Annotated in this window: 16 protein-coding genes; 3 read left to right on the top strand and 13 right to left on the bottom strand. The window is 70.6% G+C overall.

The features are described 5' to 3' along the window. On the bottom strand, window positions 1-2,319 hold a 2,319-nt coding region (locus MTQ01_RS16880; protein WP_247491265.1), incomplete at its 3' end, for a nitrate- and nitrite sensing domain-containing protein. A gap of 540 nt (window positions 2,320-2,859) precedes the next feature. Between MTQ01_RS16880 and MTQ01_RS16875 the strand changes: the two genes are divergently transcribed. Beyond that, entirely contained in the window at window positions 2,860-3,042 is a 183-nt protein-coding gene (locus MTQ01_RS16875; RefSeq protein WP_211039610.1) for a hypothetical protein, read from the top strand. Window positions 3,043-3,174: 132 nt separating this feature from the next. Here MTQ01_RS16875 and MTQ01_RS16870 read toward each other — a convergent pair whose 3' ends face one another. The 7 genes from MTQ01_RS16870 to MTQ01_RS16845 all read right to left on the bottom strand — a co-directional run bounded on the left by MTQ01_RS16870 (window position 3,175) and on the right by MTQ01_RS16845 (window position 11,232). Beyond that, entirely contained in the window at window positions 3,175-3,384 is a 210-nt protein-coding gene (locus MTQ01_RS16870) for an acyl-CoA carboxylase epsilon subunit (RefSeq protein ID WP_247491263.1), read from the bottom strand. Window positions 3,385-3,527: 143 nt separating this feature from the next. After that, window positions 3,528-5,111, bottom strand: coding sequence for an acyl-CoA carboxylase subunit beta (locus tag MTQ01_RS16865; protein ID WP_247491261.1), 1,584 nt, complete (start codon window positions 5,109-5,111; stop codon window positions 3,528-3,530). Window positions 5,112-5,508: 397 nt separating this feature from the next. Next, a complete protein-coding gene (cimA, locus tag MTQ01_RS16860) occupies window positions 5,509-7,137 on the bottom strand; it encodes a citramalate synthase (protein ID WP_247491259.1) in 1,629 nt (542 codons plus the stop codon). A 421-nt stretch (window positions 7,138-7,558) separates the two neighbouring features. After that, on the bottom strand, window positions 7,559-8,662 hold the full coding sequence (locus MTQ01_RS16855; RefSeq protein WP_247491257.1) for a branched-chain amino acid aminotransferase: 1,104 nt from the start codon (window positions 8,660-8,662) through the stop codon (window positions 7,559-7,561). A gap of 274 nt (window positions 8,663-8,936) precedes the next feature. Continuing rightward, the gene (locus tag MTQ01_RS16850; protein ID WP_247491255.1) at window positions 8,937-9,980 is read right to left on the bottom strand and encodes a 3-isopropylmalate dehydrogenase; all 1,044 of its coding nucleotides are present in this window, start codon (window positions 9,978-9,980) and stop codon (window positions 8,937-8,939) included. 97 nt (window positions 9,981-10,077) lie between these two features. Further along, window positions 10,078-10,206 carry a hypothetical protein gene (locus MTQ01_RS24985; protein ID WP_268980880.1) on the bottom strand — a complete coding sequence of 43 codons (129 nt, stop codon included), beginning with the start codon at window positions 10,204-10,206 and terminating at the stop codon, window positions 10,078-10,080. A 201-nt stretch (window positions 10,207-10,407) separates the two neighbouring features. Continuing rightward, complete coding sequence (locus tag MTQ01_RS16845; protein WP_247491253.1) at window positions 10,408-11,232, bottom strand: HAD family hydrolase; 825 nt, start codon at window positions 11,230-11,232, stop codon at window positions 10,408-10,410. Between the two features lie 65 nt (window positions 11,233-11,297). Here MTQ01_RS16845 and MTQ01_RS16840 point away from each other — a divergent pair, with 65 nt between their 5' ends. Further along, window positions 11,298-11,816, top strand: a complete 519-nt coding sequence (locus tag MTQ01_RS16840) for a GNAT family N-acetyltransferase (RefSeq protein WP_247491251.1) — start codon at window positions 11,298-11,300, stop codon at window positions 11,814-11,816. Window positions 11,817-11,988: 172 nt separating this feature from the next. On the opposite strand, the gene pruA is transcribed toward MTQ01_RS16840, so the two are convergent. Further along, window positions 11,989-13,620, bottom strand: coding sequence for an L-glutamate gamma-semialdehyde dehydrogenase (pruA, locus tag MTQ01_RS16835; protein ID WP_247491249.1), 1,632 nt, complete (start codon window positions 13,618-13,620; stop codon window positions 11,989-11,991). 149 nt (window positions 13,621-13,769) lie between these two features. Then, window positions 13,770-14,696, bottom strand: coding sequence for a proline dehydrogenase family protein (locus tag MTQ01_RS16830; protein WP_247491247.1), 927 nt, complete (start codon window positions 14,694-14,696; stop codon window positions 13,770-13,772). Between the two features lie 182 nt (window positions 14,697-14,878). Here MTQ01_RS16830 and MTQ01_RS16825 point away from each other — a divergent pair, with 182 nt between their 5' ends. Continuing rightward, window positions 14,879-16,066: a CdaR family transcriptional regulator gene (locus tag MTQ01_RS16825; RefSeq protein WP_247491245.1), complete on the top strand. Its 1,188-nt coding sequence runs from the start codon at window positions 14,879-14,881 to the stop codon at window positions 16,064-16,066. 50 nt (window positions 16,067-16,116) lie between these two features. On the opposite strand, the gene MTQ01_RS16820 is transcribed toward MTQ01_RS16825, so the two are convergent. The 3 genes from MTQ01_RS16820 to ilvC all read right to left on the bottom strand — a co-directional run bounded on the left by MTQ01_RS16820 (window position 16,117) and on the right by ilvC (window position 19,642). Continuing rightward, window positions 16,117-16,605 carry a glutathione peroxidase gene (locus tag MTQ01_RS16820; RefSeq protein ID WP_247491244.1) on the bottom strand — a complete coding sequence of 163 codons (489 nt, stop codon included), beginning with the start codon at window positions 16,603-16,605 and terminating at the stop codon, window positions 16,117-16,119. Between the two features lie 233 nt (window positions 16,606-16,838). Then, a complete protein-coding gene (gene serA, locus MTQ01_RS16815; protein ID WP_247491242.1) occupies window positions 16,839-18,428 on the bottom strand; it encodes a phosphoglycerate dehydrogenase in 1,590 nt (529 codons plus the stop codon). A gap of 215 nt (window positions 18,429-18,643) precedes the next feature. Further along, a complete protein-coding gene (gene ilvC / locus MTQ01_RS16810) occupies window positions 18,644-19,642 on the bottom strand; it encodes a ketol-acid reductoisomerase (protein WP_247491240.1) in 999 nt (332 codons plus the stop codon). Window positions 19,643-19,669 lie beyond the last annotated feature (27 nt).

The raw sequence follows: 19,669 nt of genomic DNA, 5'->3' as shown, positions 1-19,669 counted from the left end.
CGGCCCGCCCGGGCCGCCCGGACCGCCACCGAGCCGCCCGGCACCGGGCAGCGCGGGGCGCGCTCCGCCGCCGCCGACCTGGCCGCGGGTGGGCAGTGCGCCGAGCCTGCTGGTGCCGGGGGTGCCGCCCTGCGGCTTCTGGAGCCGGGGCGCGGGCGCGCCGGCGCCGCCGGGTCCGGCCTTGTCCCTGGCTGCCTGGCCGCTCTGGGTGACGTCGACGGGCAGCATGACCAGCGCGGTCGTACCGCCGGAGTCGGAGGGGCGGAGCTGGATGCGGATGCCGTGCCGCAGCGAGAGGCGGCCGACCACGAACAGGCCCATCCGGCGGGAGACCGAGACGTCCACGGTGGGCGGGCTGTTGAGCCGCTCATTGATCGCGGAGAGGTCCTCGGGAGAGAGGCCGATGCCGGTGTCGTGGATCTCCACCAGCACCCGCCCGTCGGGCAGCGTGTGCCCGGTGACCTTGACCTTGGTCTGCGGCGAGGAGAAGGAGGTGGCGTTCTCCAGCAGCTCGGCGAGCAGGTGCACGAGGTCGTTGACCACGCGTCCGGCGACCTCGATGGTCGGCACACCGCTCAGCTCGATGCGCTCGTACTGCTCCACCTCGGACGCGGCGGCGCGCAGCACGTCGACCAGCGGTACGGGACGCGTCCAGCGGCGCCCGGGCTCCTCGCCGGCGAGGACCAGCAGGTTCTCGCCGTTCCGGCGCATACGGGTCGCGAGGTGGTCGAGCTTGAACAGCGAGGCCAGCTGGTCGGGGTCGGCCTCGCGGGATTCGAGCTCGGAGATCAGCGAGAGCTGGCGCTGGATGAGTCCCTGGCTGCGGCGCGAGAGGTTGGTGAACATCGCGTTGACGTTGCCCCGCAGCAGGGCCTGCTCACCTGCGAGGCGGACGGCCTCGCGGTGCACGTCGTCGAAGGCCGCGGCGACCCGGCCGATCTCGTCCCGGCTGTGCACACCGACGGACTCGACGGTGGTGTCGACCTCCTGCGGGTCCGACTCCGAGAGCTGCTTGACCAGCTCGGGCAGCCGCCGGCGGGAGACCTCCTGCGCCGTGTCCTGGAGGCGGCGCAGCGATTTGACCATCGCGCGGGCCACCACGAAGGCGCCGATGAGCGAGATGCCGAGGACCAGGACGATGAAGGCGATGTTGAGGATGACCTCCCGCTCCGCCTCCTTGCCCAGCTGACGGGCCTGCTGCTCCATCTCCGTCAGGAGAGTGGTCTCGATCTTCTCCATCTCGTCGATCTTCGTGCGGTCCTGGTCGTACCAGTCCATGTACGAGCGCTGGTCGGCCCTGATGCCGTCGGCGCTCTTGAAGACCCGGCTGGCGTACGCGTCCGCGGAGGCGATGTTGACGATGCCGCCGGTCAGCGACTTGATGAGCTGCTCCGCGCCGTCGCCGTAGATCACCGTGAACCGCGCCAGGGCGGCGTCCTCGTTGTCCTTGGCGGTGCCGCCGAAGCGGCGGTCGTTCTCCGAGAGCTTGGCGCCGTCGGGGTTGGCCAGTCCGGCGCTGATGATCGCGCGCTGGATGGAGGCGTACTCCTTGGAGGTGGAGAACGCGGCCAGCGCCCGGGTGCTGTTGATCATCTCCGGGTTGCTGGTGGCCTGTGCCATGTCCTGCGAGAGCGTGAGCAGCGACTCGATGATGCGGTTGTAGTCGCTGACGGTCTCGGCGATCGCGGCGTCGTTCTCGTAGGAGCGGTCCCTGATGTCCTTCAGCAGGCCGAGCTGGCTGCCGATGCTCACGACCGTGGCCCGGACGCCGGCCAGCTCCTGGCTGTCGCCCGAGAACTCCTTGCTCTTCTCGTCGAAGGCCTTCTTCGCCTGGTCGCTGCGCTCCCTGGGGGCGGCGACCGCGTCGTCCTTGGCGTTGCCGTGCGCCGTCATCGGGCCCGCGGAGCGGTCGCGCTCCTCCTGGAGGGCGGCGGCCAGCGCGGTGGCCTGCTGCGTCATCTCCGTCAGCAGCTGCATGTTCTCGAGCTGCGCGGCCTCTTCGTTGGCGTCGACGACACGGAAGGCACCGAGGGCGGTCGCGGCGACGACGGGCAGTGCGAGCAGGGAGACGAGCCGGGTGCTGATCCGCCAGTTGCGCAGCAGAAGCCGGGAGCCCGCGCTGGGCTCCGCCTCGGCCGTGGCCCCGCCCTGGGGTTTCTCCTCGGCGGCGGCGCTGTCCGCGCCCGCACCGTCGAGATTCCGCACGAGCGGTGACTGGTCGTCTTCCTGCGCACGCTGTGGAGCAGAGCCGCGGTCGTTGGACCCGCGCAGCTCCGAAGCCGCTGCAGCCTTGCTGTCCCTTTTGAAACGTCCCTGCACTAGCGTCGCAACCTCTGGACCGGGCGCCCCGCCGGAGTGCGGCGGGACGGTGTTGAGCCGGAAGCTTTCACAGGGCCTTCCGGCGGTCGTGAGTGACCGACGTGCTTCCCCAGGGCCGCCGCGCGGCGCTGCTCTGCGCCCCGTGCGCGCCGGTTGTTGTCCCACGGCGGTCCGTGGAATTCCAGCACAGTGCCGGATGTCCAACAAGGGCCGGGAATCGACCTGTGACATAGGTGACACTGAGAGATCACGATGTGACGGATCGTGAGTATGAACCAGGAGCAATTCGGGCGTTTACGAGCGAACGACCTGCGTGGCAAGCTGTCCCGGTAGGGATACCCCTCGGCGTTCTGCGCGCATTGATACGGGGATGTCCCTTCGAGCCCTCCGGGATACCGTCCGAATTGACGCGAATGCCCGCCTGTTGGTGAGGAAGCTCACAGGCGGGGATTCCTCCGCGTCGCCCGGCGAGCGGGAAAGCGGGCATATTCTCGAGATTTACAGCTCGCCCAGCATAGACAAGCGAAGGCATAACTCCCAGTGAAGACGACCATGATCATGCGCAACACGGCCAACCCCCGGCGCACCACCTTGGCCCATCTCACCGATGCCGACGAGCTCACCCCGCACCAGAGCCCGTACGAGGCCCCGGGTGTCGTACTGCCGGCCGCCACGGCCAATCCCGAGCGCACCATACTCATGGAGGCTCCGGCGGACAGCTGAGAGTCTCCTCGGCTCCGCCTCGCGGAGCCCGCGGGACACGAAAGAGCGGTGTGCGACAGCCCCTGCGGGGAAGCCGTCGCACACCGCTCTTTCGTGTGGTCCCGGTGCTGGATCCTTCGTGGGACCCGGCGCTCAGCCCTGCCAGCTGTGCGGGGCCCGGAAGCCGCCGGCACGCTCCAGTCGACGCCAGCCCGCCACGCTGCGGCGGTGCGGGCCCTGCGGCTCGCTCGGCCGGCCGTGCGCCGCCCTGGCCAGCAGCAGCGCCGTCACGGCGGCGAGCTCCTCGTCGCTCGCGGTGCCCTTCTCGACCCGGACCAGGCTGGACGTCTGCGGAACGCTCATTTCGGCTCTCCTTCGCGCGGCGGTGATGAGGATCGGTGCGCGACGCTCGGGCGCCGCGGCGGTGACTGCTCTTCAGCTGTACAGCTGATCGCTGTCCGTGCTGCTCGGTGTTGCCTGTTCCTGCGGGTGTGTGTCGGACACGCTCACTGCGGCGGGTTGCCGTGCTTGCGGGACGGCAGATCCGCGTGCTTGCTGCGGAGCATCGCCAGCGAGTTGATGAGCACGTGCCGGGTCTGCGCCGGGTCGATCACGTCGTCCACCAGGCCGCGCTCGGCCGCGTAGTACGGGTGCATCAGCTCGGCCTTGTACGACTTGACCATCCGCGCCCTCATCGCCTCCGGATCGTCGGCGGCGGCGATCTGCCGGCGGAAGATGACGTTGGCCGCGCCCTCCGCGCCCATCACCGCGATCTCGTTCGTCGGCCAGGCGTAGGTGAGGTCGGCGCCGATGGACTGGGAGTCCATCACGATGTAGGCGCCGCCGTACGCCTTGCGCAGGACCACCGAGATCCGGGGCACCGTGGCGTTGCAGTAGGCGTAGAGCAGCTTGGCGCCGTGGCGGATGATGCCGCCGTGCTCCTGGTCGACGCCGGGCAGGAATCCGGGCACGTCCAGCAGGGTCAGGATCGGGATGTTGAAGGCGTCGCACATCTGCACGAAGCGCGCGGCCTTCTCCGAGGCGTGGATGTCCAACACCCCGGCCAGGGACTGCGGTTGGTTGGCGACGATGCCGACGACCTGGCCGTCCATCCGCGCCAGCGCACAGATGATGTTGGTCGCCCAGCGCTCGTGGATCTCCAGGTAGTCGCCGTCGTCGACGAGCTCCTCGATCACCTTGTGCATGTCGTAGGGGCGGTTGCCGTCGGCGGGCACCAGCTCCAGCAGGGAGTCACCGCTGCGGTCCGCCGGGTCCTCGCTCTCGACGACCGGCGGGTTCTCGCGGTTGTTCTGCGGCAGCATGGAGAGCAGGAAGCGCACCTCCTCCAGGCACGACTCCTCGTCGTCGTAGGCGAAGTGCGCCACACCCGAGGTGCCGGCGTGGACGTCGGCGCCGCCCAGCCCGTTCTGCGAGATCTCCTCGCCCGTCACCGCCTGGACGACGTCCGGGCCGGTGATGAACATCTGCGAGGTGTCCCGCACCATGAAGACGAAGTCGGTCAGCGCCGGGCTGTAGGCGGCGCCGCCCGCGCAGGGGCCGAGCATGACCGAGATCTGCGGGATGACGCCCGAGGCGCGGGTGTTGCGCTGGAAGATGCCGCCGTAGCCGGCCAGCGCCGAGACGCCCTCCTGGATACGGGCGCCCGCTCCGTCGTTCAGCGAGACCAGCGGCGCACCGGCGGCGATCGCCATGTCCATCAGCTTGTGGATCTTCTGCGCGTGCGCCTCGCCGAGCGCACCGCCGAAGATGCGGAAGTCGTGGGCGTAGACGAAGACCGTGCGGCCGTGGACCGTGCCCCAGCCGGTCACCACACCGTCGGTGTACGGCTTCTTGTCCTCCAGGCCGAAGCCGGTCGCCCGGTGCCTGCGCAGGGTCTCCACCTCGTGGAAGGAGTCCTCGTCCAGGAGCAGCGCGATCCGCTCCCGGACCGTCAGCTTCCCCTTGGCGTGCTGCGCCTGGGTGGCGCGCTCACCGGGCCCCGCGACGGCCTGCGCGCGGATGGCGTGCAGTTCTGCGGTGCGGCCACGGGCGTCGATCGGGGCGGCGGTGTCCTGGGCGAGATCGGTCATGTACAGACCCTACGAAACAGGCTCGCCAAACGCCCTCGTCAGATTCGTACAGTCTCGGCCGGGCTTTCATGGCTGTGCTGCACAGAACCGCCGCACGGGCGGACGGTCGATGCCGGACATCTGCAATTCGCTGTCATCTGCGCTGTAGGGGTTCCACAGCTGCCGATCACCGGACCGTAACCCTCGGTTCTGCCTGGTCGGGTACGCCGAGCGGGCTCGGCCCGAGCCCCGGGAGGTGTCGTGCACGTCGGGAACCGGGCCGGGCCGCCGGGCCGGACGGGGCTCGGAGCCCTTTGTTCGAGCCCGACAACCCGCCCGGCCCCTCGGCCCGTACCCGCAGCCGCGCCACGGACTGACAAATGTCGTCTTCTCTCCCGGCGGCGCCCGGCCCGTCCGTTCACTCGGTGGGCTCGACGCCGGCCTTCAGCAGCCCGTAGGTGTACGCGTCGTCGAGCGCCTGCCAGGAGGCGGCGATGACGTTCTCCGCGACGCCGACGGTGGACCACTCCGCGCTCCCGTCACTGGTGGAGATGAGGACCCGGGTCGTGGAGTTCGTTCCGTGCCGGCCCTCCAGGATGCGCACCTTGTAGTCGACCAGCTCCAGCCGCGCCAGCTGCGGGTAGACGCTCTCCAGCGCGACGCGCAGGGCCCGGTCCAGCGCGTTCACCGGACCGTTGCCCTCGCCGGTGGCGACCGCGCGCTCGCCCTTCGCCCACACCCGTACGGTCGCCTCGTTGGCGTGCGAACCGTCGGGCCGCTCCTCGGCGATGGCGCGCCAGGACTCCACCCGGAAGTAGCGCTTGGCACCGCCGTGGCGGCTGCCTCCGCTCTCCGGGCTCGCGTGCACCTCGTCGCGCAGCAGCAGCTCGAAGGAGGCGTCGGCGGCCTCGTAGGTGTAGCCCTTGAGCTCCTGCTCCTTGACCCGGGCGACGACCCGGCCGACGAGGTCGCGGTCGCCGGTGAGGTCGTAGCCGAGCTCCTTGCCCTTGAGCTCGACGGAGGCGCGGCCGGCCATGTCGGAGACCAGCATGCGCATCGAGTTGCCGACGAGTTCGGGGTCGGTGTGCTGGTAGAGGTCGGGGTCGACCTTGATCGCGGAGGCGTGCAGTCCGGCCTTGTGGGCGAAGGCGGAGACTCCGACGTACGGCTCGTGGGTGGAGGGGGTGAGGTTGACGACCTCGGCGATGGCGTGCGAGATGCGTGTCATCTCCGGCAGCGCGGCAGGCGGCACGACGGTGCGCCCGTGCTTGAGCTGGAGCGCCGCGACGACCGGGAAGAGGTTCGCGTTGCCGACCCGCTCGCCGTAGCCGTTGGCGGTGCACTGGACGTGGGTGGCGCCGCCCTCGACCGCGGCGAGGGTGTTGGCGACCGCGCAGCCGGTGTCGTCCTGGGCGTGGATGCCCAGGCGGGCGCCGGTGTCCGCCAGCACCTCGGCGACGACTCGGTGCACCTGGGAGGGCAGCATCCCGCCGTTGGTGTCGCACAGGACGACGACATCGGCGCCGGCCCGGTGCGCGGTGGCGACGACCTCGGTGGCGTACGCGCGGTTGGCCCGGTGGCCGTCAAAGAAGTGCTCGCAGTCCACGAAGACCCGGCAGCCGCGCTCGCGGAGGTAGCCGACCGTGTCCGCGACCATCGCCAGGTTCTCCTCCAGCGTGGTCCGCAGGGCCAACTCCACGTGGCGGTCGTGGGACTTGGCGACGATGGTCACCACCGGGGCGCCGGAGTCCGCGAGCGCGACGACCTGCGGATCGTCCGCCGCGCGCGTACCGGCCCTGCGGGTGGCGCCGAAGGCGACGAGCTGTGCGTGCCGGAAGTCGATCTCCTCGCGGGCCCGCTGGAAGAACTCGGTGTCGCGCGGGTTGGCGCCGGGCCAGCCGCCTTCGATGAAGCCGACGCCGAAGTCGTCGAGGTGGCGGGCGATGGTGAGCTTGTCCGCGACGGTGAGGTTGATGCCCTCGCGCTGCGCGCCGTCGCGGAGCGTGGTGTCGAAGACGTGGAATGAGTCGGTGACGTCCGTGGTCATGCTGCTCTGGCTCCTACGGATGGGAGTGGGACCGGAATAGATGGCTCCACTTGCCCCATCATCCCGTGCGCTTTCCGGTACGGCGAAGGTGGGCCGTAAAACGAAAAGACCCCTCGCGGGTGCGAGAGGTCTGCGCGCGGGTCTGGGGCACGGTGTCCGCTGCCGCCTGGGTTTCCCTGCGGTCAGAGGTCACTGCGGACCGGCGCGCTGTCGCCAATAATCATGACGGTCGAAAGCACACGGGAAGTCTTGCACACCGCAACCGCCCCCGGGACGACGTCTCATCATCCGGAACGGGGCCCGGGCGGGCGCGAGTCGGCGGCGAAGCGGCGGTGCAGCGACACGGCCGACTCGGGAACGTGCGCGTGCGGGCGTCCCCCGGCACATCTGCGCCGGGGACGCCCGCACGGACGGATCGCGCTCAGGCCACCCGGTGCAGCCAGCCGTGCCGGTCCTCGATCGAGCCGGACTGGAGGGCGAGCAGCGTCTCGCGGAGCTTGCGGGTCAACTCGCCGGGCTCGCCGTCGCCGACCGTCCACTGCGCCCGGGCCGACTTCACGGTGCCGACCGGCGTGATGACGGCCGCCGTGCCGCAGGCGAAGACCTCCGAGATGCTGCCGTCGGCGTTCCCGCGCTGCCAGTCCTCGGTGGAGAGCTGGACCTCGCCGGTGGCGTAGCCGAGGTCCTCGGCGATGGTGAGCAGCGAGTGGCGGGTGATGCCCGGCAGCAGCGTGCCGGTGAGGCGGGGCGTGACGACACGGGCGTCCGCGCCCGAACCCTGCACGAAGTACAGGTTCATCCCGCCCATCTCCTCGACGTACCGGTGCTCCACCGCGTCGAGCCAGACGACCTGGTCGCAGCCCTGCTGGGCGGCCTCGGCCTGCGCGACGAGCGAAGCGGCGTAGTTCCCCGCGCACTTGGCCTCACCGGTGCCGCCGGGAGAGGCCCGGGTGTACTCCTCGGACAGCCACACCGAGACCGGCTTGATGCCGCCGGGGAAGTACGCACCGGCCGGGGAGGCGATCACCATGAACAGGTACTCGTTGGCCGGCTTCACCCCGAGCCCGACCTCGCTCGCGAACATGAACGGACGCAGGTACAGCGACTCCTCGCCCACCCCGGGGACCCACGACCGGTCCTGGCGCACCAGCAGCTCGCACGCCTCGATGAACGCCTCGACCGGCAGCTCCGGCATCGCCAGCCGCCGGGCCGAGCGCTGGAAGCGCTGGGCGTTGGCGTCCGGACGGAAGAGCGCGACCGAACCGTCGGTCTGCCGGTACGCCTTGAGGCCCTCGAAGATCGACTGCCCGTAGTGCAGCGTCATGTTGGCCGGGTCCATCTGCAGCGGGGCGTACGGCTCCAGCTGGGCGTCGTGCCAGCCTTTGCCCTCGCTCCATTTGATGGTGACCATGTGGTCGGTGAAGTGGCGTCCGAAGCCGGGGTTGGCGAGGACCGCCTCCCGCTCCTCGTCCGGCAGCGGCTGCGCGGAGGGCTTGAGGTCGAATCCGATACGGGCCGTCGTCATGAGCGCGTCCTTCACTTCCGTGTTCCTGTGGACCGCTCACGTGTGTTCGGCGTCCGGGAGTCTCCTGTTGCCGCGGCCCGCGGTTCGATTATCGCGCGCCGGTGGTCGCATACGGGAGTGGGGTGGCGGTCCCGGGTTGATGGTCGCACCCAACCGCCGAATAGCACAGCAGCCGGATGCGTTCGCCCTCCCGGAGGGCGTGGTTCCGGCTGCTGTGCTGTGAGTGATACGTGATCCGCGTCGATCAGTACGGGGTCGCAGTACGGCGCCGGCGTCAGCCGGATACCCGTACGGCGACGGCGTCACCGATCTCGTCGGTGGTGCGTGCGCCCAGCGCGGCACGTTCGTGCAGATCGGCCGTGACGGCCTCCTCGACCCGGGCCGCCTCGGCGGTCAGCCCCAGGTGCTGGAGCAGCAGCGCCACGGAGAGGATCGTCGCGGTCGGGTCGGCCTTGCCGGTGCCCGCGATGTCCGGCGCGGAACCGTGCACCGGCTCGAACATCGAGGGGAACTCGCCGGTGGGGTTGATGTTGCCCGAGGCCGCGAGGCCGATGCCGCCGGTGATGGCTGCCGCGAGATCGGTGAGGATGTCGCCGAAGAGGTTGTCGGTGACGATCACGTCGAACCGTGCGGGGTCGTTGACCAGGAAGATGGTCGCCGCGTCGACGTGCAGATAGTCGGTGGTGACCTCGGGGTACTCCCGGCCGACCCGGTCGAAGATGTTCTTCCACAGGTGGCCCGCGTACACGAGCACGTTGTTCTTGTGGACCAGGGTCAGCTTCTTGCGCGGGCGGGCGTTCGCCCGCTCGTAGGCGTCGCGCACGACGCGCTCGACGCCGTGTGCGGTGTTGAGGCTGACCTCGGTGGCGACCTCGGCGGGGGTGCCGGTGCGCAGGCTGCCGCCGTTGCCGACGTACGGGCCCTCGGTGCCCTCGCGGACGACCACGAAGTCGATCTCCGGGTCACCGGCCAGCGGGGTCGCGGTGTTCGGGAACAGCCTGGACGGCCGCAGGTTCACGAAGTGGTCGAAGGCGAACCGGAGTTTGAGCAGCAGCCCCCGCTCCAGGACCCCGGAGGGGACGGACGGGTCGCCGATGGCGCCGAGCAAAATGGCGTCGTGCGCCTTCAGCCGCTCCATCTCCGAGTCCGGCAGGGTCTCGCCGGTGGCGTGCCATCTGCGCGCCCCGAGGTCGTACTCCTCGGTCTCCAGCTTCACTTCCTGCGGAAGCACCGCACGGAGGACCTTGAGCCCCTGGGACACGACCTCGGTGCCGATGCCGTCGCCGGGAATTACTGCGAGATTGATGCTGCGCGCCATGCGGCGACCCTACTCCTCGTCCCAGGTGGTGACACCGTGCGTCCGCGATACGGACGCACGGTGTCGGTGCGTGTGGCGCGGCGGCGCCGCACCGCCGTCAGTGGCCGGTGGAGCCGCCGTTGTCGCGACGGTCCAGCGCCCGCTGCAGCGCCGCGGCGGCGTTCTTGCGGTCGGCCTGGTCGGTACGGGCAACGCGGCGGGTACGACGACGAGTCGTGGCATCCATGATGAGCTCCTTCAGCAGAAAGGACCGGAGAACAAGCGGTTCGTTTCGTGCCGCAAAGGGGCGGGGGCGTGCGGCGCTGCGGGGGTCACCCGCGTGAGCACCGCGCCTCGACCGCCAGTCGCTGGTGGAGCGAGCCATTCGGCTGTCTCCAAAGGTAGAAGCGAATCGCCCCGATGTCCCGCCAGTTAGTTGGCCTTCCTACTATGTGAGACGCGACCCCGGCTGACCTGCGGTGATCCCGGAGGGCTCGACGGGCCCCACGCCTTCCGCGGAGGCGGTACGGGCCCAGAAGCCGTCCGGGAGCGCCTCGGAAGCCCGCCGGTCGTCGTCCAACTCACCGAGCAGCGCGGGCAGTTCGGCGAGCGTCCCGATGCGCCGGACACCCGTCGGAACGGGCTCGCGCGAGGACCCGTACCGGTCCAGCCAGATCCCGCTCAGGCCCGCCTCCGCGGCGGCGCCCGCGTCGATGTCCAGCCGGTCGCCGACGTACGCCACCTCGTCCGGCTCCAGGCCGAGCGCCAGGCAGGCGGCCTCGAACGCCTCCGGCTCCGGCTTCGCGCACCCCAGCTCAGCGGAGCAGACCAGCACCTCGAAACGGTCCCTGATGCCCAGCCGGCGCAGCTTGCGGTCCTGGTTCGCCGCATAGGAGTTGGAGAGCACCCCCTGGCGCCTGGTGCGGGCCACCGTGTCCAGCGCGGGCAGCACGTCGGGGAAGAGCGCCCAGCGCGCTTCGTAGCGCTCGACATAGCGGCCGAACCACTGGTCCGCCTCGGTGTCGGTGAGAGGTCCGCGAGCCACTGCTCTGGCGCGTTCGCGGCGGTGCGCGGCGAAGCTCAGCTCACCGGCGGCGAAACGGGAGTAGCACTCCCGCATCACCTCCTGCCAGTGGCCGAGCGCCGCGTCCGCCGAGCGGTAGCGCGCCAGCAGCTCCTCGGCTGCCAGATGTTCCAGGGCCGCGGCCCGGTCGCAGTTGGTGTAGTCGAAGAGGGTGTCGTCAACGTCCCACAGCACGGCGCGAATCGGCATGGAGGTCTGGCCGCCCTTCGTAAAGCAGATGCGTACGAGCTCCCCCTGTGATCGTATGCCTCGCCGTGACAGAGACAACCGCGTACGACGACTTCTCCGGCCCCTTCCGCGGCGCACCGCACGACCGGCTGGGCAGGACCGTGACGCTCGTCCCGGTGGACGAGGACAACTGGCGGGCGATCGCCGATGTGCGCCCCCGCGACGACCAGCGCGAGCACGTGGCGGCACTGGCCGCGCGCTATGTACTGCTCTCGCTGCGCGAGGAGGTGTGGAACTCCCTGGGCGTCCTGGCCGACGACGAGGTGGTCGGGCATCTGATGTGGGGCCGGGACCCGGACGACGGCACGTACTGGATCGGCGGCGTGATGGTCGACGCCGAACGCCAGGGGGACGGGGTCGGGCGGGTCGCGCTGCGGCTGCTGCTGCACCTGCTCGCGGAGCGACCCGACTGCCGGGAGATCCGGCTCTCCCACCACCCGGAGAACGGGGTGGCGGCGCGGCTCTACCCCTCGCTCGGCTTCGTCCCGACCGGCGAGTGGGAGGACGGCGAACAGGTCCACGTGCTCCGCCCGCACGGCGGGTGACGGCGAGCGCGGGGCCGGCACGCGGGACGGACGCACCGTACGGATGCCGGGCAGGTGCCGGGCGGGCGAAAGGCCGGGCGTGACGCGGGCCGGGAGGCAAGAGGCGAGGCCCGCCGCGGCGCACGGGGGGGTGTGCGCGACGGCGGGCCTCGGTACGCACCGGGCCGGGGGGTCAGCCCATGTGCGGGTACCGGTAGTCGGTCGGCGCCACCATGGTCTCCTTGATGGCGCGCGGCGACATCCAGCGGATCAGGTTGAACTTGGAGCCGGCCTTGTCGTTGGTGCCGGAGGCACGGCCGCCGCCGAAGGGCTGCTGGCCGACGATGGAGCCGGTCGGACGGTCGTTGAGGTAGAAGTTGCCCGCCGCGAAGCGCAGCTTCTCCGAGGTCCTGGCCAGCACGGCCCGGTCCTTGGCCAGCACGGCGCCGGTCAGCGCGTAGGCGGAGACGGACTCCATCTGGTCCACGACCCGGTCGTAGTCCTCGTCCTCGTAGACGTGGACGGCCAGGATCGGGCCGAAGTACTCCTGTTTGAAGAGCTCGTCGTCCGGGTCGGAGCAGGCGATGACGGTCGGACGGACGAAGTAGCCGACCGAGTCGTCGTAGCTGCCGCCCGCGACGATCTCGCAGTTCGGGGCCTGCTTGGCACGGTCGATCGCGGCCTTGTTCTTGGCGAAGGCCCGGTCGTCGATGACGGCGCCGACGAAGTTGCTCAGGTCCGAGACGTCGCCCATGGTCAGGCTGTCGGTCTCGGCGGCCAGCTCGTCCCGCAGCCCGCCCTCCCAGATCGAGCGCGGCACGTACGCGCGCGAGGCGGCCGAGCACTTCTGGCCCTGGTACTCGAAGGCACCGCGGGTGATGGCGGTCTTCAGGATCGCCGGGTCGGCGGTCGGGTGGGCGACGATGAAGTCCTTGCCGCCGGTCTCGCCCACGATGCGCGGGTAGGAGCGGTAGCCGGAGATGTTGTTGCCGACCTGCTGCCAGAGGTACTGGAAGGTGGCGGTCGAGCCGGTGAAGTGGACACCGGCCAACTCCGGGTGCGGCAGGGCCACTTCGGAGACGTCCTTGCCGTCGCCGGTGACCAGGTTGATGACGCCCTTGGGCAGCCCGGCCTCCTCCAGCAGCTCCATCAGCAGGATCGCCGAGTGGGTCTGGGTCGGGGACGGCTTCCAGACCACCACGTTGCCCATCAGCGCCGGAGCGGTCGGCAGGTTGCCGGCGATGGCGGTGAAGTTGAACGGTGTGATGGCGTAGACGAAGCCCTCCAGCGGACGGTGGTCCATCCGGTTCCAGATGCCGTGGGGCTGCATCGGGGGCTGCTCGGTGAGCAGTTCGCGGGCGAAGTGCACGTTGAAGCGCCAGAAGTCGACCAGCTCGCAGGGAGCGTCGATCTCCGCCTGCTGTGCGGTCTTGGACTGGCCGAGCATCGTCGAGCCGGCGATCGTCTCGCGCCAGGGGCCGGAGAGCAGGTCGGCGGCCTTGAGCAGGATCGCCGCACGGTCGTCGAAGGAGGTGGCGCGCCAGGCCGGGGCGGCGGCGAGCGCCGCGTCGATGGCGTCCTGGGCGTCCTGACGGGTGGCGTTGGCGTACGTGCCGAGGACCGCGCGGTGGTTGTGCGGCTGTACGACGTCGAACCGCTCGCCACCGCCCATGCGCTTCTCGCCGTTGATCGTCATCGGGAGATCGATCGGGTTGTCCGCGAGCTCCTTGAGCTTGCGCTCCAGGCGGGCGCGCTCCGGGCTGCCGGGCGCGTAGGAGTGCACCGGCTCGTTGTACGGAGCGGGGACGTGGGTCACAGCGTCCATGGTTGCCATGTCTCCTTCGGGGTCGGGAAGGGGGTGCGAGCAGATCTTGTGCGGTCTCGGCGGGCCGGGGGTGTGTCTCGCCGGAGGTGTTCCGTTGTACAGGTGTTCCGTTGTGGCGTTCCGTTGTACGGGTGGGCAGCGGCCCCGGATCAGCCCCGGCTGACCAGCGAGCGGAGGAAGAAGGCGAGGTTCGCCGGGCGCTCCGCGAGGCGTCGCATGAAGTATCCGTACCAGTCGGTGCCGTAGGGAATGTATGCGCGCATCCGGTGTCCCTCCGCCACGAGGCGGTCCTGCTCGGCCTCGCGGATGCCGTACAGCATCTGGAACTCGTACTCGCCCGGCTTGCGGCCGTGGCGGCGGGCGAGCTCCTCGGCGATGGCGACCATCCGCGGGTCGTGCGAGCCGATCATGGGGTAGCCCTTGCCCGCCATGAGGATCTTCAGACACCGGACGAACGCCAGATCCACCTCGCGCTTGTCCTGGTGGGCGACCTCGGCGGGCTCGTTGTACGCGCCCTTGACCAGCCGCACCCGTGAGCCTTCCCCGGCGAGCGCGTGGCAGTCCTCCTCGGTCCGGAAGAGATAGGACTGCACCACCGCACCGGTCTCCGGGTGGCTGCGCCGCAGCTCGGAGAGGATCGCGAGAGTGGAGTCGACGGTGGTGTGGTCCTCCATGTCGAGGGTCACCGTGGTGCCGGCCTCGGCGGCCGCCTCGACCACCGGGACCACATTGGCGAGGGCGAGGTCGTGCCCGCCGGGCAGCGCCTGCCCGAAGGCGGAGAGCTTCACCGACATCTCGGCCCGCTCCCCCAGCCCCTCGACGGCCAGCGCCTCGGTGAGGGCGAGATAGGCGTCGCGGTTGCGCAGCGCCTCGGAGCGTTCGGTGATGTCCTCGCCCAGGAAGTCGATGGTGACCTCGATGCCGCGGTCGGCGAGCGTGCGCACTGACTCCAGGCACTGGTCGAGGCTTTCGCCCGCGATGTAGCGGTTCACCACGGGACGGGTGATGGGCGCGGCCGAGACCAGCCGGCGGATGCTGTCGCTGCGCGCGGCCGCGAGAAGCACGGGACCCAGCACGGGGCACCTCCAGGATCGAGCGGGAACGGCCAAGGTCAGCCACCGTGAAACCTAAGGATCGCGCTGTCGTACTGCCATCGACAGCTGTCACGCATCCGTGTCCCCGATCTCAGACACCTGTATGAGAATGGGTCGAGCGGCACGGCGCGACGAAGCGCCCCTGGCAGGAAGAGACGCACCCCATGAGCGAGGATTTCCAGACCCTGATCGACGAGGTGTCGGCGCTGCTCGGCACCCCCGCGACGCTGGAGAACCGCGATTTCGAGCTCATCGCCTTCGGCGCGCACGAGAGCGCGGGCGACGACGCGGAGCTCGTGCAGGACCCGGTGCGCACCCGCACGATCATGCAGCGGCGGTCCACCGCGGCGGTGCGTGCCTGGTTCGAACGCTTCGGCATCACCCGTGCCGCCGCCCCGGTGCGCATCCCGGCAGAGCCCGCGGCCGGGGTCGTCAAGGGCCGGATCTGTCTGCCCGCCCGCCACGGCGGAGTCGTCCACGGCTATGTGTGGCTGCTCGACGAGGGGCTGCCCACTCCCGACGACCCCCGGCTGCTCGACGCCATGGACCTCGCCGCGCGGATCGGCGCGCTGCTCGCCTCCCAGGCGCGCACCGGCGCCTGGCTCGGCGATCTGCTGCGGGCGGCGCTGACCGCCACCGACCGGCAGGAGGCGGAGCAGGCCAGGGACGAGTTGCGGCGCGCGCTCGGTCCGGTGGCGGAGGGCCCGCTCGCGGCGCTGGCGGTCGGGCCCTGGCCGCTCGCCGCCGGCACCGCGGGGCCCGCGGCCGTACCGCAGGTGCCGGTGCTCGCCGTGCTGCCCTCCGGGCGGGAGCAGCCGGGGCTGGTCGCCGCACTGGTACGGCTGCGAGCTCCGGGCGCGCTCGACGCCGCCCAGGGGGCCGCGCAGCGGCTGCTGCGAGCAGTGCAGACCCCTGAACAGCCCGCGGGGGTACGGGCGTTCGCCGGCGTGAGCGCTCCCCGCCAGGGGCTCGGCGAGCTGGGCGCCCTCTGGCGCGAGGCGCGTTCGGCGGCACGGGCGGCACGGGCCGAACCGCAGCTCGGCCCGGTGGCGCGCTGGGCCGAGCTGGGGGCGTACCGGATGCTCACCGCGCTGCCCACCGGCGGCGCGGTCGACCCCGCGGTGGCGCGGCTGCTGGAGCCCGCGCACCGCGAGATGGCACGTACCGCCGAGATCTATCTGGACTGCGCGGGCCAGGCCGGACGCACCGCCGCGCAGCTGGGGATACACCGGCAGACGCTGTACTACCGGCTCTCGCGCGTCGAGCAGCTGACCGACCTGGACCTGTCCGACGGCGAGGCCCGGCTGCTGCTCCACATGGCGCTCAAGTCGGCCCGGCTGCAGGGGCGTTGAGGTCCGGCGGGTACGACCCGCTGGTGCCGGTCGCCGGTGCGGTGTCCGGATCAGCCGGGCAGGACGTCCTCAAGGGCGCGCACGAGCTCGGGGGCGTCGGGCTCGGTCTGCGGTGCGAACCGGGCGGCGACAGAGCCGTCGGGGGCGACCAGGAACTTCTCGAAGTTCCAGCGGATGTCGCCGGTGTGGCCCTCGGCGTCGGCCGCCGGGGTCAGCTCGGCGTAGAGCGGGTGCCGGTTCTCGCCGTTGACGTCGGTCTTCGCCGTCATCGGGAAGGTGGTGCCGTAGGTGGCGGAGCAGAAGGTGGCGATCTCCTCGGAGGTGCCCGGCTCCTGGCCCATGAACTGGTTGCACGGCACGCCGAGAACGGTGAACCCGCGGTCGGCGTAGGCCTGCTGGAGCTTCTCCAGCGCGGCGTACTGCGGGGTCAGACCGCACCGGGAGGCGACGTTGACGACCAGTACGGCCTTGCCGCGGTACTGGTCGAGGGCGGCGGGGCCGCCGGTGAGGGAATCGATTTCGACGTCGAAGACGGACATGTCACTCCTGGAGCGTGCGAACGGGATCCGGTTCTGGTGCCTCGGTGCGACAGTAGCGCGCCCGCACGCGGAACGCGGACGCCCGCCCAACGCCCCGCCCCCGGCAGGGGGTTGGGTTTCCGGCCACGCCCCGACACGGCCCGCCCGGCACGGCCCGCCCGACACCGGAACGGCACGACACGACACCGCCCCGGCGCCTCTCGGCTCCGGGGCGGTGGACGGTGCGTACGCGCCTAGCGGTCCAGATTGACCACACGGGCGGAGGTGGCGCCGATCTCCTCGGCGATCTCGGCCAGCACCGGCTGCGGAATGTCGTCGTCGACGGTGAGCGCGACGAGTGCCTCGCCGCCCTCCTCCGCGCGGGACACCTGCATTCCGGCGATGTTCAGACCGGCCTCGCCCAGCACCCGGCCGAGCGTGCCGACGACTCCCGGCCGGTCGGTGTAGCGCAGGAACGCCATGTGGTCGGCGAGGTTGAGGTCGATGTCGTGCTCGTTGACACCGACGATCTTCTGGCAGTGCTTGGGACCGGTGAGCGTGCCGGAGACCGAGATCTCCTCGCCGCTGCCGAGCGTGCCGCGCACGATGACCAGGTTGCGGTGGTCCGGCGAGTCGCTGGAGGTGGTCAGCCGCACCTCGACGCCGCGCTCCTGCGCGAAGAGCGGAGCGTTGACGTAGGAGACCGTCTCGGCCACGACGTCCTCGAACACGCCCTTGAGCGCGGAGAGTTCGAGCACCTTCACATCGTGCTGGGTGATCTCGCCGTACACCTCGACGTCGAGCCGGACCGCGACCTCGCCGCTGAGCGCGGTGAAGATCCGGCCGAGCCGCTCGGCGAGCGGAAGCCCGGGGCGTACGTCCTCGGCGATGACCCCGCCCTGGACGTTGACCGCGTCCGGCACCAGCTCGCCGGCGAGCGCCAGCCGCACCGAACGCGCGACCGCGACACCGGCCTTCTCCTGCGCCTCGCCGGTGGACGCGCCCAGGTGCGGGGTGGCGACGACCTGGTCGAAGGCGAACAGCGGGGAGTCGGTGCAGGGCTCGGTGGCGTAGACGTCCAGGCCGGCGCCGGCGACCCGGCCCTCCTTGAGCGCCGCGGCCAGCGCGTTCTCGTCGACGATGCCACCGCGGGCCGCGTTGATGACGCGGACCGAGGGCTTGACCTTGGCGAGCGCCTCGTCACCGATCAGACCGAGGGTCTCCGGGGTCTTCGGCAGGTGCACGGTGATGAAGTCCGAGGCCTCCAGCAGCTCGTCGAGCGTGACGAGCTTGACGCCCATCTGCGCGGCGCGCGCCGGCTGGACGTACGGGTCGTACGCCACGACCTTCATGCCGAACGCGGACATCCGCTGGGCGACCAGCACGCCGATGCGGCCGAGGCCGACGACGCCGAGGACCTTCTCGGAGAGCTCGACACCGGTGTACTTGCTGCGCTTCCACTCGCCGTCCTTGAGGGCGGCGTTGGCCTGCGGGATGTTGCGCGCGGTCGCCAGGATCAGCCCGCAGGCGAGCTCCGCGGCGGTGACGATGTTGGAGGTGGGCGCGTTGACGACCATGACGCCGGCCTTGGTGGCGGCGGCGACGTCGACGTTGTCCAGGCCGACGCCCGCGCGGGCGACCACCTTGAGGCGACGGGCGGCGGCGACGGCCTCCGCGTCCACCTTGGTGGCACTGCGGATCAGGATGGCGTCGACATCCGCGATGGCGGTGAGCAGCTCCGCTCGGTCGGCACCGTTGGTGTGCCGGATCTCGAAGTCGGGGCCGAGGGCGTCGATGGTGGCCGGGGAGAGCTCCTCGGCGATCAGAACTACAGGCTTGCTCACTTCGGTCTCAGTCCTCACTCAGTCCTCTGCGGACGGCCGCGTCCCGACGGCCGAAGGCGGTGGAGGTTGGCAGCCGCGTGGAGACGCACGACGCTGTGGGCCTGTGACGCGCTTTATGGGGTGCAGTGTAGTCAGCTGCGGCGGTCCGGGGAACGCATTCCCCGGACCGCCGCACGAACAGGCCACATGGCCGTGCGGGGCTTGACTTACGAGGCTCAGACCTCGTCGTCCACCCAGCTCATCAGCTTGCGGAGCTCCTTGCCCGTGGTCTCCAGGAGGCTCTCGCTGTCCGCCTTCTTGTACTCGTTGTACCGGGGCAGACCGGCGTTGTACTCGGCGATCCACTCGCGGGCGAAGGTGCCGTCCTGGATCTCGGCGAGGACCTTCTTCATCTCCGCCTTGGTCTGGTCGGTGATGATCCGCGGGCCGGTGACGTAGTCGCCCCACTCCGCGGTCTCCGAGATGGACCAGCGCATCTTGTCCAGGCCGCCCTCGTACATGAGGTCCACGATGAGCTTGAGCTCGTGCAGGCACTCGAAGTACGCGATCTCCGGCTGGTAACCGGCCTCGGTGAGGGTCTCGAAGCCGGCCTTGACCAGCGCCGCGGTGCCACCGCAGAGCACGGCCTGCTCACCGAAGAGGTCGGTCTCGGTCTCCTCGGTGAAGGTCGTCTTGATGACGCCCGCGCGGGTGCCGCCGATGGCCTTGGCGTAGGAGAGGGCGAGCGGGAAACCGTTGCCGGTGGCGTCCTGCTCGACGGCGGCGATGCACGGAACGCCGCGGCCCTCCTCGAACTGGCGGCGGACCAGGTGGCCCGGGCCCTTCGGCGCGACCATGCAGACGTCGACGCCGGCCGGGGGCTGGATGAAGTCGAAGCGGATGTTGAAGCCGTGGCCGAAGAACAGCGCGTCGCCGTCCTTGAGGTTGGCCTTGATGGACTCCTCGTAGACCTTGGCCTGAATCGGGTCCGGGACCAGCACCATGATGACGTCGGCCTCGGCCGCGGCCTCGGCGGGAGTGACCACCCGCAGGCCCTGCTCCTCGGCCTTCACCTTGGACTTGGAACCCTCGTGGAGCCCGACGCGGACGTCGACGCCGGAGTCGCGCAGGGAGAGCGCGTGGGCGTGGCCCTGGCTGCCGTAGCCGAGAACCGCCACCTTGCGTCCCTGGATGAGGGAGAGATCGGCGTCATTGTCGTAGAACAGCTCGGCCACTTGGGATGTCTCCTTGATTGTCGTGCC

Source organism: Streptomyces sp. XM4193 (assembly GCF_023072595.1).
Lineage (GTDB): Bacteria > Actinomycetota > Actinomycetes > Streptomycetales > Streptomycetaceae > Streptomyces.
This window is presented reverse-complemented; position numbering and strand designations above follow the sequence as displayed.

What these genes read in the sequence shown, in the direction of transcription:
- MTQ01_RS16870 (WP_247491263.1), bottom strand. Translation starts at nt 3,384, where the DNA reads ATGAGCGTTCCGCAGACGTCCAGCCTGGTCCGGGTCGAGAAGGGCACC.
- MTQ01_RS16865 (WP_247491261.1), bottom strand. Translation starts at nt 5,111, where the DNA reads ATGACCGATCTCGCCCAGGACACCGCCGCCCCGATCGACGCCCGTGGC.
- cimA (WP_247491259.1), bottom strand. Translation starts at nt 7,137, where the DNA reads ATGACCACGGACGTCACCGACTCATTCCACGTCTTCGACACCACGCTC.
- MTQ01_RS16855 (WP_247491257.1), bottom strand. Translation starts at nt 8,662, where the DNA reads ATGACGACGGCCCGTATCGGATTCGACCTCAAGCCCTCCGCGCAGCCG.
- MTQ01_RS16850 (WP_247491255.1), bottom strand. Translation starts at nt 9,980, where the DNA reads ATGGCGCGCAGCATCAATCTCGCAGTAATTCCCGGCGACGGCATCGGC.
- MTQ01_RS24985 (WP_268980880.1), bottom strand. Translation starts at nt 10,206, where the DNA reads ATGGATGCCACGACTCGTCGTCGTACCCGCCGCGTTGCCCGTACCGAC.
- MTQ01_RS16845 (WP_247491253.1), bottom strand. Translation starts at nt 11,232, where the DNA reads ATGCCGATTCGCGCCGTGCTGTGGGACGTTGACGACACCCTCTTCGAC.
- pruA (WP_247491249.1), bottom strand. Translation starts at nt 13,620, where the DNA reads ATGGACGCTGTGACCCACGTCCCCGCTCCGTACAACGAGCCGGTGCAC.
- MTQ01_RS16825 (WP_247491245.1), top strand. Translation starts at nt 14,879, where the DNA reads ATGAGCGAGGATTTCCAGACCCTGATCGACGAGGTGTCGGCGCTGCTC.
- MTQ01_RS16820 (WP_247491244.1), bottom strand. Translation starts at nt 16,605, where the DNA reads ATGTCCGTCTTCGACGTCGAAATCGATTCCCTCACCGGCGGCCCCGCC.